16 protein-coding genes are annotated in these 15,393 nt (G+C 64.2%); 9 read left to right on the top strand and 7 right to left on the bottom strand.

Features of this window, described 5'->3' with window-relative positions:
• Nucleotide 1 precedes the first annotated feature (1 nt).
• Nucleotides 2-1,054, bottom strand: coding sequence for a linear amide C-N hydrolase (locus GGQ90_RS04360; RefSeq protein ID WP_188081002.1), 1,053 nt, complete (start codon nt 1,052-1,054; stop codon nt 2-4).
• 225 nt (nt 1,055-1,279) lie between these two features.
• Here GGQ90_RS04360 and GGQ90_RS04355 point away from each other — a divergent pair, with 225 nt between their 5' ends.
• Nucleotides 1,280-2,908 (top strand): alpha-D-glucose phosphate-specific phosphoglucomutase, encoded by a 1,629-nt coding sequence (locus GGQ90_RS04355; RefSeq protein ID WP_188081001.1) that lies wholly within the window; start codon nt 1,280-1,282, stop codon nt 2,906-2,908.
• 93 nt (nt 2,909-3,001) lie between these two features.
• On the top strand, nt 3,002-3,700 hold the full coding sequence (locus tag GGQ90_RS04350) for a DUF2490 domain-containing protein (protein WP_188081152.1): 699 nt from the start codon (nt 3,002-3,004) through the stop codon (nt 3,698-3,700).
• 9 nt (nt 3,701-3,709) lie between these two features.
• On the opposite strand, the gene GGQ90_RS04345 is transcribed toward GGQ90_RS04350, so the two are convergent.
• Nucleotides 3,710-4,945, bottom strand: coding sequence for a hypothetical protein (locus GGQ90_RS04345; protein ID WP_343053529.1), 1,236 nt, complete (start codon nt 4,943-4,945; stop codon nt 3,710-3,712).
• Between GGQ90_RS04345 and GGQ90_RS29245 the strand changes: the two genes are divergently transcribed.
• From GGQ90_RS29245 to GGQ90_RS04315, 7 genes are all read left to right on the top strand, one after another.
• Nucleotides 4,940-5,299 (top strand): hypothetical protein, encoded by a 360-nt coding sequence (locus GGQ90_RS29245; protein ID WP_246428137.1) that lies wholly within the window; start codon nt 4,940-4,942, stop codon nt 5,297-5,299. The two genes, GGQ90_RS04345 and GGQ90_RS29245, sit on opposite strands and share 6 nt — an antisense overlap.
• A 39-nt stretch (nt 5,300-5,338) precedes the next feature.
• Complete coding sequence (ychF, locus tag GGQ90_RS04340; RefSeq protein WP_188080999.1) at nt 5,339-6,439, top strand: redox-regulated ATPase YchF; 1,101 nt, start codon at nt 5,339-5,341, stop codon at nt 6,437-6,439.
• Between the two features lie 4 nt (nt 6,440-6,443).
• Complete coding sequence (locus GGQ90_RS04335) at nt 6,444-6,971, top strand: DNA-deoxyinosine glycosylase (RefSeq protein ID WP_188080998.1); 528 nt, start codon at nt 6,444-6,446, stop codon at nt 6,969-6,971.
• 72 nt (nt 6,972-7,043) lie between these two features.
• Nucleotides 7,044-8,327, top strand: coding sequence for an alkaline phosphatase family protein (locus tag GGQ90_RS04330; RefSeq protein ID WP_188080997.1), 1,284 nt, complete (start codon nt 7,044-7,046; stop codon nt 8,325-8,327).
• A gap of 45 nt (nt 8,328-8,372) precedes the next feature.
• A complete protein-coding gene (locus tag GGQ90_RS04325; protein ID WP_188080996.1) occupies nt 8,373-9,923 on the top strand; it encodes an alkaline phosphatase D family protein in 1,551 nt (516 codons plus the stop codon).
• Nucleotides 9,924-9,983: 60 nt separating this feature from the next.
• Complete coding sequence (locus GGQ90_RS04320) at nt 9,984-10,448, top strand: MaoC family dehydratase (RefSeq protein ID WP_188080995.1); 465 nt, start codon at nt 9,984-9,986, stop codon at nt 10,446-10,448.
• Between the two features lie 103 nt (nt 10,449-10,551).
• Nucleotides 10,552-11,178 (top strand): LysE family translocator, encoded by a 627-nt coding sequence (locus GGQ90_RS04315; RefSeq protein WP_188080994.1) that lies wholly within the window; start codon nt 10,552-10,554, stop codon nt 11,176-11,178.
• Here GGQ90_RS04315 and GGQ90_RS04310 read toward each other — a convergent pair.
• The 5 genes from GGQ90_RS04310 to GGQ90_RS04290 all read right to left on the bottom strand — a co-directional run bounded on the left by GGQ90_RS04310 (nt 11,175) and on the right by GGQ90_RS04290 (nt 15,343).
• Complete coding sequence (locus GGQ90_RS04310; protein ID WP_188080993.1) at nt 11,175-11,819, bottom strand: trimeric intracellular cation channel family protein; 645 nt, start codon at nt 11,817-11,819, stop codon at nt 11,175-11,177. The two genes, GGQ90_RS04315 and GGQ90_RS04310, sit on opposite strands and share 4 nt — an antisense overlap.
• A 53-nt stretch (nt 11,820-11,872) precedes the next feature.
• A complete protein-coding gene (locus GGQ90_RS04305) occupies nt 11,873-13,189 on the bottom strand; it encodes a M20/M25/M40 family metallo-hydrolase (protein ID WP_188080992.1) in 1,317 nt (438 codons plus the stop codon).
• Nucleotides 13,190-13,289: 100 nt separating this feature from the next.
• The gene (locus tag GGQ90_RS04300) at nt 13,290-13,835 is read right to left on the bottom strand and encodes a glutathione peroxidase (protein WP_188080991.1); all 546 of its coding nucleotides are present in this window, start codon (nt 13,833-13,835) and stop codon (nt 13,290-13,292) included.
• Nucleotides 13,836-13,874: 39 nt separating this feature from the next.
• The gene (locus GGQ90_RS04295) at nt 13,875-14,588 is read right to left on the bottom strand and encodes a VIT1/CCC1 transporter family protein (RefSeq protein ID WP_188080990.1); all 714 of its coding nucleotides are present in this window, start codon (nt 14,586-14,588) and stop codon (nt 13,875-13,877) included.
• Complete coding sequence (locus GGQ90_RS04290; RefSeq protein WP_188080989.1) at nt 14,585-15,343, bottom strand: class I SAM-dependent methyltransferase; 759 nt, start codon at nt 15,341-15,343, stop codon at nt 14,585-14,587. The genes GGQ90_RS04295 and GGQ90_RS04290 overlap by 4 nt, the downstream gene beginning before the upstream one ends.
• Between the last annotated feature and the right edge of the window lie 50 nt (nt 15,344-15,393).

Here is a 15,393-nt window from a genome sequence, read left to right as displayed (position 1 = left end):
TTCAGAGGCCCAGAAACTTGAAGGCCGGCGCATCCTGGAACTGGCCGCTGACCTCGCCCGAATAGGTTTTCGTCTGGTTCGGGCCAAGATCGAGCTTCCTCACCTTAGCAGAAGGCGTAAAGTCTATCGCCTTCAGGTCGACCCAGAAGCTGTTGGGCGTCATCGCGGATTCGAAGAAATAGAGCTTGCGCTTGTGGTCCGCGACCGTGCGCCAGCGGGTCGAGGAGATGTTAGGTTGGTCCGGGGTCGAGATGCCGAGCGGCACCGAGACATTGCGGATCACGCTGAACACGCTGGCCAGCGCCGTCACCGGGTCTTCGCTCTTGGGAATGGCGTTCACATAGAAGGAGGCGCGGGCGAAGCGATCGGCCGAGCGGTTGGTGCCCGGCAACATGGTCGTTCCGCCAATATCCTTCCAATAGGCGTTGAGCGCCAGTTGCTCGTCGAAGATCGGCGAATTGGTCATCACCGGATATTGCGGGCCGTGATGGATCACCAGCTTGCCCTTGATATATTCGAAGATGGCGCTGTCGCCCGACGCATCCGAGATTGCGAGGTGGAGCGTGCCGAGCCGCTCCTCGCCGGGAATATTGTCGGTGACCACGACGAAGCTTTCCTTGCCCAGTTCATCGACCGCAGCCTTCACGGTGGCAAAATTGTCGAGCACATATTGGGTCCAGATGGCGATGCTCATGCCCGGCTGCTTGCCATCATAATGGGGATATTCGGACTCGACCAGCCACAGGAGATTGGCGGCCAGCCCCGCTTCGTTCATGCCGTCGGTGGTGGAAATGTCGTAGCCGGTGGCGATCACGCTGCCATAGCGCGACGTCCATTTGACCGAATTGGGTCCGGCCTCCCCACTGCGCGCCATGCCGCGCGGGAATATCCAGAGATGCGTGCCGACATCGACCTTCCAGTCCATCGACCGGGCGGTGATCACATCGTCATTGGCACCATGATAGACAAGGCGGGTACACGCATCAGCCGACATCGAAGGCAGTTGCCCCGCCAGCAGCGCAAGACCGGACAGGACAGCGGGCAGACGAGACATGAAACCTCCCGTTATGGTCGAAATACTGCCCCTAAAAATGCCGATTTTCTGGATGCTTGCCATGGGTGATAACCCGCATGACGGCTTTGACCAACCCGTCTCTTGCATAGTAATTGCCCCCGATCACGGCCGCCCGCACCTACGGCACGACAAAGCGCATTGCGCAGTGCAGCATGAACAAGCCATAGAGGCGTAACGACTTATTAGGCAAAGCAGGGGACAGAGGTGATCCAGACCATCGCGACCACGCCTTTCGACGACCAGAAGCCCGGCACATCGGGCCTGCGCAAGAAGGTCCGGGTCTTCCAGCAGCCCCATTATGCGGAAAATTTCATCCAGTCGGTGTTCGACAGCCTGGATGGCTATGCCGGCCAGACGCTGGTGATCGGCGGCGATGGCCGCTATCTCAACCGTGAGGTGATCCAGATCGCGCTCCGGATGGCCGCCGCTAACGGCTTTGGCCGGGTCCTTGTCGGCCAGGGTGGCATATTGTCGACCCCGGCCGCCTCGCACCTGATCCGATCATCCGGTGCCTTTGGCGGGCTGGTGCTGTCAGCCAGCCATAATCCGGGCGGACCGGACGAGGATTTCGGCATCAAATATAATGTGTCGAACGGCGGTCCGGCGCCCGAGAAGGTGACCGATGCCATTCATGCGCGCAGCCTGACCATCGACCAGTATCGTATCCTCGACGCCGCCGATGTCGATATCGACACGCTGGGCACCAGCCAGCTCGGCGCCATGGCGGTCGAAGTGGTCGATCCGGTCGCCGGCTATGCCGCGCTGATGGAAAGCCTGTTCGATTTCCCCGCGATCAAGGCGATGATTGCGGGCGGCTTCACCCTCGCCTTCGACTCGATGAGCGCGGTGACCGGCCCCTACGCGACCGAGATTTTCGAAAGGCGACTGGGCGCGCCGGCGGGCACGGTGATGAACGGCACCCCCCTGCCCGATTTCGGCCATCACCATCCCGACCCCAACCTCGTCCATGCCAAGGCGCTCTATGACCGGATGATGGCCGCTGATGCGCCCGATTTCGGCGCGGCATCGGACGGCGACGGCGATCGCAACCTCATCATCGGCCGCCATTGCTATGTGACACCCTCGGACTCGCTCGCGGTGCTGGCCGCCAACGCCCATCTGGCGCCAGGCTACGCCGCCGGCCTCAAGGGCATTGCCCGCTCCATGCCGACCAGCGGCGCGGCCGATCGGGTGGCTCAGAAGCTCGGCATCCCGCTCTACGAGACGCCGACCGGCTGGAAATTCTTCGGCAACCTGCTCGACGCCGGCATGGCGACGATCTGCGGCGAGGAAAGCGCCGGCACCGGATCCGACCATGTGCGCGAGAAGGACGGTATCTGGGCGGTGCTACTATGGTTCAACATCCTGGCCGCGCGCCAGCAGAGCGTGGCGGACATCATGGCCGATCATTGGGCGACCTATGGCCGCAATTATTATGCCCGCCATGACTATGAAGCGATCGCCAAGGACAAGGCCGATGCGCTGATGGCGGCCCTGCGCGACACGCTCGCCAGCCTGCCCGGCACCGGCAACAGCGGCGGCACGGTGAAGGCGGCGGACGATTTCGCCTATACCGACCCGACCGACCAGTCGATGAGCAAGAACCAGGGCGTGCGCATATTGTTCGAGGATGGATCGCGCGTCGTCTTCCGCCTGTCGGGCACCGGCACCGAGGGCGCGACCTTGCGCGTCTATATCGAACGCTATGTCGAGCCGGACGGCGATCTGGCGCTTGCAACCGGCGATGCGCTGGCGCCGCTGGTTGCGGCAGCGCAGGAACTGGCCGACATCACCGGCTATACCGGGATGGACCAGCCCAGCGTCATCACCTGAGCCAGTTCACCATCGCTTACCCCGCAGCAACGGGGCAGCAATGACAGCAACCTAAAGGCGGAGGGAATGTCGCTTTCCACCGCCAGAGGTTTCATGCGTTTCCCGTCGCTTGCTGTCGCCCTGTCCCTTGCCGCCATGTCCCTCGCTGCCTCATCCCTGCCGGCCCAGGCCGCAACAAGCCAGGACGAGCAGCTATGGGTCAATCTGACGGCGATGGGGTCGATCAAGGACGAACTGGTCTATTTCGCCGAAATCCAGCCGCGCGTCGGCGACGGCGTGTCGCGCATCGACCAGGCGCTGTTCCGTGGCGCGCTGGGCATCAAATTGTCGCGCGACATCACCCTCTATCAGGGATACGCCCATGTCGTCGTGCCGATCGAAGGCGGCAAGGACGCCAATGAGGAACGCAGTTTCCAGCAACTGAGCTGGACGCTGGCGCGGCCAAAGGATGCCGAGATTTCCTCGCGCACCCGGCTTGAGCAGCGCTGGCGCTCCAACGGCAACGACATGGGCTGGCGCCTGCGCGAGATGCTGCGGGTGGAACATGCGCTCAAGCCCGGCAGCGACGTGGTCAATGCGCTCGTCTATGGCGAGGTCTTCTTTGCCCTCAACGACACCGACTGGGGCGCCCGCAAGGGCTTCGACCAGTTGCGCAGCTTCGCCGGCGTCGAAATCGGCCTGCCCGGCGCATCGACCATGGAGGTCGGCTATCTCAACCAGTTTATCGACCAGGGCGGCAGCCGCCAGCGGGTCAACCATGTCGCATCGGTGACGCTGTTCTTCCGCCACTGATCCTCCAGATCAGACAAATTCGTTGGTGGCGGCGGCGTAACGTTTCCGTCCCAATCGTCCATCTGCAATGGCCGCATCCACAGCCTTGCGCAGTCGGTTATTGCGGCCGCTCCAGGCGGCGTCATTGACCTTGAGCAACGCCTGGACGGGATCGGGGCGCCCCAATAAATCCTTCACGACGGCGAAGGTCGACCGACCCTGGTGGAAAATATCGGCAACGATCGCGCAGATCGTGTCAGACTTGCCGTCGATCGGCAGTTTGCGCGCGTAACGAGCAGTCATCTTCTTCTGCAATATTTCCGCTGCGGTGCGGACCTGCGCCAGGCGCATGGCCGGATCATGCTCGTTCCAATGGATCAGGCGGGCGGCCTGCAACACCTCCTGCTGGTCGATCGGCACCCGCTGGGGGTTGAGATAGTTCATGAACAGCATGATCTGCTGCTCACCATTGCTGGCGGTGAATTCCTGCTCCAAGTCGGTGGCCGCCCCGGCCGTATCGACCCGGAACAGGCGTCCACCACGCATCTCCAGTTCGGGGAAATAATCCTTGAAGGCCGGCAAGCTTGCCAGCCGATGGAAGAACAGGATCAGATTGTCGCGCGGCGTGTGCGCCGCCAACTGGTAGAAGCCAAAGGTGAATTTCGCGCGATCATAGGTATTGATCAGGTTGAAGTGATTTTCGCTCTCACAAGCGCCCGTCACCTCCAGCAGCGTCGCCCAGCTGCCAATGCTGGGCAGATAATCCGCCGCGCGGAATTGCTGGCCCCAATATTGGCTGCCCGGCATGAAGATGCCGTGATATTTCTTCCGCGCATCATCCACTTCCTTGCCGACGCGGAAAAAATCGCTGTCGCCAACCAGTCGCGCCTTCCACCAGCCATCATCGGCCCGTTGCAGTTCGAACTTCTTGGCCGCACTGACACCCGCTCCATCGGGCTGGACGTGCAGCCGCAGATCCTCTCCGGGTATCCAGCCGAAGAACAAGCCCTGATTGCCGGCATAAAGCGCCTGGAACTTGGCAAAGAAGCTGTCGGGCGATTCCGATGTCACCTGATCGGCGGTATTGCTGTAATGATAGACCTTCCCACCATGATAGACGCCGATATGCTTTTGCGGGATGTTGACCATCTCCTTGCGGGCCAGATCGACATTGCTGGCCAGTGTCACGAAAATCAGCTGGGTCTTGGCGAGATCGGCATCGGCCCAGCGCCCCACGCGCGGGCATTGCGCGAACACCTCATGCACACGGACATTGGCGCCAGGCTTGTTTCCGCCGGCGAACTGTTTGCAGTTAAAGGAAAATGCCAGATCACATATATGCGAAACAAAATGCGCACAGTGATTCGCGGCCGGATCGTGAAATTTATTTTCACATATCTTGTTGATATTCTTGCCAAGAGCAGCATCAAGCCTTGTCGCGATGGTCATAATCGTCTCCCGATTGCCAGCGCGACCCGCTTATTTTTCGGCCATATTAGAAAAAGGCCAGCTCCCCACAATAGGGGGCAACCCGGAGGAACCCTCGAAACAGCGGCTACAACCACTGTTTTCGCCCCCCGTATCGCGGAAATGCTGGCCTTGCAGGCGGGAAGGCGCTAGCGGGCAGAGCATCAATTCGCGTCTTCAAAGGTTTCGGAAATGGGTTTTCGTTGCGGTATCGTCGGGCTTCCCAATGTGGGCAAGTCCACCCTGTTCAATGCGCTGACCGAGACGCAGGCAGCGCAGGCGGCGAATTATCCCTTCTGCACGATCGAGCCCAATGAGGGCCGCGTCGCCGTGCCCGATGACCGGCTGCAGAGCATCGCCAGGATCGGCGGCAGCGCCAAGATCATCGAGACGCAGCTCGCCTTCGTCGACATTGCCGGCCTGGTGCGCGGTGCGTCCAAGGGCGAAGGGCTGGGCAACCAGTTCCTGGCGAACATCCGCGAGACAGACGCCATCGTCCACGTGCTGCGCTGCTTCGAGGATGACGACATCACCCATGTCGAGGGCAAGGTCGATCCGATCGCCGACGCCGAGACGGTCGAGACCGAACTGATGCTCGCCGACCTCGAAAGCCTGGAAAAGCGCGTTCCCAACCTGCTCAAGAAGGGCGCGCAGGGCGACAAGGAAGCCAAGGCCGCCGCGTCGGTGCTGGGCCAGACGCTGGAACTGCTGCGTGACGGCAAGCCCGCTCGCCTGACCCAGCCGCGCGACGAGGAAGAAGCCCGCCTGTTCGCCCAGGCGCAGCTGCTGACCGCCAAGCCGGTCCTCTATGTCTGCAATGTCGAGGAAGGCGCAGCGGCCGAAGGCAATGCATTTTCCGCCCGCGTGTTCGAGAAGGCGGCGGCCGAAAATGCCAGCGCGGTCATCGTGTCGGCGGCGATCGAGGCCGAACTCATCACCATGCCGGTCGAGGAACGCGGCGAATATCTCGAAGCGCTGGGCCTGACCGAAGCCGGCCTCGCCCGCATCATCCGCGCCGGCTATGAACTGCTGGGCCTCATCACCTTCTTCACCGTCGGCCCCAAGGAAGCCCGCGCCTGGACCGTGGCCAAGGGCAGCAAGGCCCCCCAGGCCGCCGGCGCGATCCACTCGGATTTCGAGAAGGGCTTCATCCGCGCCGAAACCATGGCCTATGCCGACTATGTCCAGTTCAATGGCGAAGCCGGCGCCAAGGAAGCGGGCAAGTGGCGTTCGGAAGGCAAGGATTATGTGACGCAGGACGGCGACATCATGCTGTTCCGCTTCAACGTCTGATCCGATGGCGCTGCGCATCGGCCAGATGCCCGCGCAGCGCAAGGCCGCCTTCCCGCCCAGCGTGGACGCGGGAACGCGGCTGCTGATCCTGGGCAGCCTGCCCGGTGACGCATCGATCCGCCAAGGCGAATATTATGCCCATCGCGGCAACGCCTTCTGGGCGCTGGTCGGCGATGTGCTGGGTGAGGATCTGCGCAGCGCCCCCTATGCGATGAAGCTCAAGCGGCTGCGCGCACGGGGCATCGGCCTGTGGGACGTGATCGAAAGCGCGGATCGCGACGGCAGCCTGGACAGCAGCATCCGGGGTGCGGAACTGCGCGACCTCAGCGCCTTCATATCCCGCCTGCCCAATCTCCGCGCGATCGCCTTCAACGGCAAGACCGCCGCCCTACATGGCCGTCGCCAATTGGGAGAAAGGTCCGATCTGGTGATGATCGACCTCCCCTCCTCCAGCGGCGCCTATGCCAGCCTTTCGCGCGACGCCAAGCGACAGGCGTGGAGCGCGCTGGCGCCCTATATCGATCCGACATGAACCATTCGTCACTTTACCGACTTGGTTGGACTGCTAAGCAGCGGTCAAATCTTCCTTTTTAGAGAGGCAATCATGTCCGCCCGTCGCCTGTCGCTTGCGCTTGCCCTGTCCGTTTCCACCCTGCTCGTCGGCGCCTGCGCACCGGTGCAGCAGCATCCAGCGAGCGTCGCCGCCGCCCCGGCCGAACAGCGCGCACCGGTGACGATCCTGGTGTCGATCGACGGCTTCCGCCCTGATTATCTGACACGTGGCGTCTCGCCCAATCTCAATGCATTGGCGACCGGCGGCACCGAAGCGTCGATGCGCCCGTCCTTCCCCACCAAGACCTTCCCCAATCATTGGGCGATCGTGACCGGCGACCGGCCGGACCGCAGCGGCATCGTCGCCAATAATATGGAAGATGACAGCCGGCCCAAGGACAAGTTCACCATGGCCAGCGACGATCCCTATTGGTGGAACGAGGCCGAACCGATCTGGATCACCGCCGAAAGGCAGGGCGTGCGCACCGCGACCATGTTCTGGCCCGGCTCCAACGTCGCCTGGGGCGGCAACAAGGCGGCCGAATGGCCCTACAGGATCAGCGGCGGATCGCGCCCGAGCGACTGGGCGCAGTTCAACGAGGCGATCAGCCCGACCCAGCGCGTCAACGGCGTGCTGGACGTGCTGCGCCGTCCGGCCGACATCCGCCCCCGCTTCGTCACCCTCTATTTCGATGAGGTCGATACCGCTGGCCATGTAAACGGCCCGGCCGCACCAGAGACCACCCAGGCGGTGGCCGATGTCGACGCCCATATCGGCGAACTGCTCGCCGGCCTCAAGGCACTGGGCCAGCCGGCCAATATCGTGATCGTCTCCGACCACGGCATGGCCGCCAAGGCGAATGACCGCGTGCTGCCGATCGACAAGATCGCCGACCCGGCCGACTATCGCGTGGTGGAGGCCGGCCCCTATGCCAGCCTGGTCGCCAATCCCGGCCGCGAGACGGCGCTGGAGGCCGCACTGTTCAAGCCGCGCGACCATATGCAATGCTGGCGCAAGAGCGAAATCCCGGCGCGCTTCCATTATGGCACGCATCGCCGCATCCCGCCCTATTTCTGCCTGGCCGAAACCGGCTGGGTGTTCCAGAACACGACCCCGACCAAGCCGGTGACCGGCGGCGACCATGGCTGGGACGATCGCGCGCCCGACATGCAGGCTTTGTTCATTGCCAACGGCCCGGCCTTCGTCAGCGGCTTCCGCCCTTCGGCCGATTTCACCAATGTCGATGTCTATCCGCTGCTCGCCCGCCTGCTGGGCGTGACGCCCGTGGCGAGCGACGGCAATCCGGCGGTGCTGCAGGGGCTGGTGAAGCCCTGATCGGGCGACATGCGCTTGTCATAAAGCGGTTCTAGGCGGCGCGTCATGTTCACGCGCCGCTCGCTCCTCTCCGCCGCCGCCATCGCCCCGATCGCCGGTGCCCCCGCCATCCTCCACGCCCAGAGCTGGTTCGCGGGCTATCCCTTCGCCCTGGGCGTGACCTCGGGCGATCCGGCCTCCGATGGCTTCGTCATCTGGACCAAGCTGGCACCGCGCCCGTTCGAGCCGCATGGCGGCATGCCGATGACGCCGATCCCGGTGAAATGGGAGGTCGCGGCCGATGATCGCTTCAAGACCATCGTTGCCGGTGGCGAGGCGATCGCCCGGCCGGAACTGGGCCACAGCGTCCATGTCGAGGTGAGCGGCCTTCAGCCCGACCGGCCCTATTGGTATCGCTTTGTGCTGGGCAATGACCAGTCGACGCGTGGCCGCGCCCGCACCCTGCCGCTGGCGTCGGCGAGTCCCAAGCTGCTGAAATTCGGCGTCGCCGGCTGCCAGAATTATCAGGACGGCCTGTTCACTGCCTTCCGCCATCTGGCGCGCGAGGACGATCTCGCCTTCGTCTATCATTATGGCGACTTCATCTATGAATATAGCCAGCGTGGCCCGGACTATGACAAGGACGGCCTGCCCGGACCGCAGGTGCGCGACCATATCGGCCAGGATTGCTACGACCTTGCCGACTATCGGCTGCGCTACGCCCAATATCTGAGCGATTATGACCTGCAGGCGGCGCGTTGCCGCCACACATGGTTCCCGACCTTCGACGATCATGAGGTCGCCAACAACTGGGTCGGCGACATCGATGCCAGGGGGGCGCCGGCCGACGCCTTCCGCATGCGCCGCGCCGCCGGCATGCAGGCCTGGTATGAATATATGCCGGTGCGCGCGGCGATGGCACCACGCAGTGAGATGATCGGCACCATGTATCGTCAGGCGCGCTTCGGCGACCTGCTGTCGATCGACTTCCTGGACACCCGCACCTTCCGAACCGACCAGCCCTGTGGCGACAATTTCAAGCCGGCCTGCGCCGAAATGGCAGCCACCCAGGCACAGGTCATTTCCGCCGAGGAGGAAAGCTGGCTGACCCGCAACCTTGCCCGCCGTGACGCCAAATGGAACTGTCTGGCGCAGCAAGTGATGATGATGGCGCTCGACCGCCGCAACAGCGTGGGAACGGCGGAGCCGATCTACAATATGGACACCTGGGCCGGCTACAAGGTGCAGCGCCAGCGGCTGCTCGGCCGGATGAAGGGGCTGGACAATGTCGTGGTCCTGACCGGCGACGAGCATCAGAATTTCGCCGGCCTGCTGGATGACGGCACCAAGCCCGTGGCGGTCGAGTTCGTGTCCACATCCATCTCCTCGGGCGGCGACGGATCGGACCTGCGGCCGGGCAGCGACATCATCCTTAAGAACAACCCGCAGCTCAAATTCATCAACGACCAGCGCGGCTATCTGACCTGCGAGGTGACGCCGGACGCCTGGACGACGCGGGCGATGGTGATGGATCAGGTATCGGCGCCCGGCGGCCAGATCCGCGCCCGTGCTACCATGACCGTGCCACGCGGCACGCCGGGGCTGAGCATCGCCTGACAGTTGACGTAAACGGAAAGCGCCCATACACCGTCTCCGTTGCAATAGGAGACGGACAACATGGACGAGATTCTCTATTTCGAGGATATCGAGATAGGCGACAGCGTGGCGTTCGGGCCGCTGACCCTGTCGCGCGAGGAAACGATCGCCTTTGCCGCGGAATTCGATCCCCAGCCCTTCCATCTGTCGGACGAGGCGGCGGCCACGACCCATTTCCGCACCATCTCGGCCAGCGGCTGGCACACCACAGCCCTGTTCATGAAGATGTTCGTCGCCGAGATGCAGAAGCAACCGGGTCATCAGGCGGCCAGCCTGGGCGCGATGGGCGTCGATGAACTGCGCTGGCTGCGCCCGGTCCGCCCCGGCGACACGCTGCGCGGCACCAACGAGGTGATCAACAAGAAAATTTCGCAGAGCCGCCCGGAAATGGGCATCGTCCGCAACAAGGTGACGCTCTACAACCAGAAGGACGAACCCGTGCTGACCATGTGCCCGATCGCCATGTGGCGCACCCGCCCGGCCTGACCTGCGTCCATATCCGGGGGTGGCCAATTGCTGTCCCCCGGACCTGTCGGCGCTGATCGTGCATCCCTAGACGAAGCCGAACGCTCATCCGGGGAACCCAGCCATGCCCAGCGCCGCGCATCTTGCCGCCTTCGCCCTCATCTCGCTCGGCATGGTGCTGACGCCGGGGCCGAACATGATCTACCTGATCTCGCGATCGATCAGCCAGGGGCGCGCCGCCGGCATGGTCTCGCTGCTCGGCGTCGCCTGCGGCTTCCTCTTCTACATGGTGGCCGCCGCCTTCGGCATCACCGCGCTGCTGATGGCGGTCCCGTTCGCCTATGACGTGCTGCGACTGGGCGGCGCGCTCTATCTGCTGTGGCTCGCCTGGAATGCCGTGCGCCCCGGCGGCCGTTCGCCCTTTCAAGTGAAGCAATTGCCACTTGATGGCCCGCGCAAGCTGTTTGCCATGGGGCTGCTCACCAACCTGCTCAATCCCAAGGTGGCGATGATCTATCTCTCGCTGCTGCCCCAGTTCGTCGATCCGGCGCGCGGCCATGTGCTGGGTCAGTCGCTGATCCTGGGCGCGACCCAGATCGTCATCAGCCTGTCGGTTAACGCCATCATCGCCTGCCTTGCCGGATCGATCGTCGGTTTCCTCGGCACCCGGCCGCGCTGGTTGACGATCCAGCGCTGGTTCATGGGCACGGTGCTGGGTGGCCTCGCCGTGCGGATGGCGGTGGAACGCTAGAGGTCCGCATCCTTATAGGCGGGCAGGCCCAGCCCGCGCCGGATCGCCAGCGCCCGCAGGCCAAAGCCCAGCAGCGCCGCGATCACGCCGGCGACCGGCACATCCAGCCCGGCCAGCCGCAAAAGCACGAACAGGCCGGAGGCGAACGCCGCCGCCGTAACGTATAGTTCGGGGCGCAGCAGGATCGACGGCTCGCCTGCCAGCGTGTCACGCATGATCCCGCCGACGCAGCCGGTGACCACGCCCATCATGCCGGCAACGAAGGGCGGCACGCCAAAGCTCATCGCCTTGGCCGCGCCGAAGACCGCGAAGGCAGCCAGACCAATCGCATCGAGCCAGTCGAGCGCATGATCGCTCCACCAGCGCCGCGGCGTGATCCAGACCGTGACCGCCGCCGCCATGCAGACGATGGAGGGCGCCGGATCGTGGATCCAGAAGACCGGCGCGTCGATCAGCAGGTCGCGGACCGTGCCCCCACCCACCCCTGTCAACAGGGCGAAGAAGGCGAAGGTCACCAATGTCTGCCGCAGTCGCGCCGCGGCAAGCGCCCCCGACGCACCGAAGACGAAGGTGCCGATCAGGCTCAACGCCTCCAGCACGGGTCCGATATGGGTGGCGAGGGCGGGCGCGGGCGGCAGCATGGCTTCCTCTAGCCGCTATCGGGCGCCGGCGAAAGCGGGCGCCCCAAGGTCGATCATTTCCGGCCCTTCTCGGCCGACAGCCGGGTCATCAGCATCGCCGCCCGCTTGGCCTGGCGCGGCATGGTGGACAGGTCCGCCTTTTCCGCCGGACTATGGTCGCCGGTCGAAGCGAGGCCCAGCCCCACCAGTCCGTCGACATCCTGCGCGACGAAGCTGATATCGCCCGCGCCGCGCTTGAGCGGATCAAGCTCGGGCATGTCGGGCAGGCCCAGATCCTTGTTGATGCCATTCAATTTGGCGAGCAGCGCGCGGTTGCCCGCCGTTGGCGCCATGGAGGGATAGCCGAGGTCAAAGGCGATGCCGGCGCCGGTGCCGGGCAGATGGCCGCTATCGACGATCGCCTGCATCTTCGCCCGCACCCGCTCGGTCTGATCCTGGCTGAGGGTGCGGAAATCGCCCTTGGCCACCGCGATCGGCGGGATGATGTTGGTCTTGCCGGTCACCGCAATGCGCACGCCATCCTTGTCGACATCGGCGCTCTGGCCGCCACCGATCAGGCCGACATTGAAGGTCAGGTTCGGCTCCGGCAATTCCTTGCGGAAAGCGGTGATGATCCGCGCCATTTCATAGACGGCGCCGTCGCCGGCGGCCGCCGAGAAGATGCCCGAGCTGTGCGCCGACTTGCCGCTGGTGGTCAGCGTCCAGCTGTTGGAGGAACGGCGCGCGATCGAGCCCATATCCTTGCCGTCCTCGCGGCTCAGCCCCTCGAAATCGAGCGCCACGTCGGCACGCTTGCCGGCCGCGATCAGATCGGCGCGCGAGATCGAGACCGGATCGCCCGAATCCTCCTCGTCACCGGTCAGCACCACTTCGATATTGGCGTTCTTGAGCGTGTCGGCCGCCTGCATCGCCTTCAGGGCCAGCAGCATCGTCACCACCCCACCCTTGTCGTCGCCGACACCCGGTCCGGCGGCCCAGTCGCCATCGCGCTTGAAGGTCTGGAACGGCGAGTCCGGCTCGAACACGGTGTCGAGATGGCCGATCAGCAGCATCTTCGTCGTGCCGGCCTTGCCCTTATGCACGGCGATGAAATGGCCAGCCCGCTTCACTTGATCCATCGGTTTCCAGGTGACGGCAAAGCCCAGCGCCTCGAACTCGGGACGCAGCATGTCGGCCACCGCCTTGACGCCGGCGATGTTCATCGACCCGCTATTCTGGTTCACGATCTTTTCGAGGAGAGCGATCGCCGGCTCATGGCCCGCATCGACGCTGGCGCCGATCTTCTGCTCGGCCGGGCTCAGCGCCGCCTGTGCCGTGGTCGCCAGCAGCATCGCGCCGCACAGCGCCGCCTTCACGATAGTCTGTCGCATGGGTTCGTAACTTCACCGAATCAAAGGGAAAACGCGCCACCTTGCGGGCGGCTACCGGATAAAACGGGTGGCGCACGCAGACACGCCACCCGTCGCACGCTTATTTCGCCAGTTCGGCTTCGATCGCGGCCACCAGCGCCGGATCGTCGGGCGCCGTCGTCGGCGCGAAACGGGCCGCGACGCTGCCATCCTTGGCAATCACGAACTTCTCGAAATTCCACAGTATCTCCGGCACCGGATTGGGCGTCATGCCATAGCCCTTGAGCCGCTCGCGGAAGCTGTCACCATCGCCCTGCGCCTCGGGCAGTGCGCTCGTCAGCGCGGCGTAGAGCGGATGCTTGTCCGGCCCGCTGACCACGATCTTCTCGAACATCGGGAAATCGACGCCGAAATTGGTGGTGCAGAAGGTGGCGATCTCGTCATTGCTGCCCGGCTCCTGTGCACCGAAATCATTGGCCGGGAAGCCCGCAACCACCAGCCCCTTGTCCCGATAATCGGCATAGAGCTTTTCCAGCCCCTCATATTGCGGCGTCAGCCCACATTTGGAGGCGACATTGACCGCGAGCACCACCTTGCCGGCATAATCGGCGAGGGTCGCGTCGGCGCCCTTGATGGTCTTGAGCTGTATCTGCTGAATGTCGGTCATGCATCATCTCCCTTGGATATCAGGCGGCGGACCTTGCCATCATATCGCAGCGCCGAAAAGATGGCCTGCCGCGGCCGTCACTGCCATCGCCAGCGCGCCCCAGAAGACAGTGCGCAGCATCGACCGGCCCGGCCGTGCCCCGCCCAGCCGCGCCCCGACATAGCCCAGCAGCAACAGGCAGAGCAGCGAGACCGGCACGACGCTGATCCCGGCGAGCGACGGCGCAATCGCGGCCGCCAGCACCGGCGGCGCGGCGCCGCAGGCAAAGCTTGCCGCCGAGGCCAGCCCCGCCTGCACGGGGCGCGGCGTGCTCAGGTCGGAAATGCCAAGCTCGTCGCGGGCATGGGCACCCAAGGGATCAGCCTCCATCAACTGGTGCGCGACCTGCGCGGCCAGATCAACGGTCAGGCCACGCTCGACATAGATGTCGCGCAACTCCTCCCATTCGGCATGAGGTTGCGTCGCCAGCGCCTTCTTTTCCTTGGCAAGATCGGCACGTTCAGTATCCGACTGCGCGCTCACCGACACATATTCGCCCGCTGCCATCGACATCGCGCCCGCCACCAGCGCGGCAATCCCCGACAATAATATGGACTCACCCGTCGCGCCCGATGCGGCGATGCCGGTCATCAGGCTGGCGGTCGACACGATGCCGTCATTGGCCCCCAATACGGCGGCGCGCAACCAGCCGACCCGGTTGACATAATGAACGGCATGATGCGGCCGGGGTGGCTCGACGCGCGGCGTGGTCATGGCAGAATCTCCGTCGGGCTGATCCGTCGCGCCGCGATATGCATGGTCAGGAAACGGCCATGCCGCTCCACATCGACCAGCGCCTGGCCAAAGCCGCGCAGGTGCATCATCGCGAAGATGGCGGACACCGGATATTCGTTCATCTGCATCATCGGCTCGCTCGGCTTCTTGCCGCGCAGCCGATGGACCAGCCGCTGCAGCCCGGGAATATGGGTGCGCGCTCGATAGAAGGCGGCACGAACCGGCGTATCACCGCGCCGGATCGCCACATGGATACTGGCCATTCCGCCGATCGCCACATGATCGAGCAGGCGCCCGATCAGCGGCAGGCCGCGCTCGACCGCGATATGCTGGAACACGATATAGCTATGGACGAAGTCGAACTCGCCGACTGCCGTGCTCAGCCGGTCGTCGGACTGGCGAAAATGGGCATTGCCGATGCCGCGCTCCAGCCGCAGCCGCTCGGCCTCCTTGAGCATGCCCGGCGCGACATCCAGCCCGACCACCTCGTCGAACAATCCCGCCAGCGGCAGCGCGACGCGGCCAACGCCGCACCCGAAATCCAGTGCCCGACGACGCGGGAGCGTCCCCAGTTGCCGTTCCAGCCGGCCAAGCCGTTCCTGGATATAGGCGTCGCCGGTCTGGAAAAATGCGTCGAGATCGACCTGTTCGCGTCGGAACTGAGGCGCGGAGACCACGCCATAATAGGGGTCGGTCTCACCCCATATCCGCCAGTCCCTGTCGGTATCGATCATGCAACCATCCTGAAGTCTCGACGCCGTCTGGCTATCAGATGCAGGGGGCA

Source organism: Sphingobium scionense (assembly GCF_014197035.1).
Classification (GTDB): Bacteria; Pseudomonadota; Alphaproteobacteria; order Sphingomonadales; family Sphingomonadaceae; genus Sphingobium; species Sphingobium scionense.
This window is presented reverse-complemented; position numbering and strand designations above follow the sequence as displayed.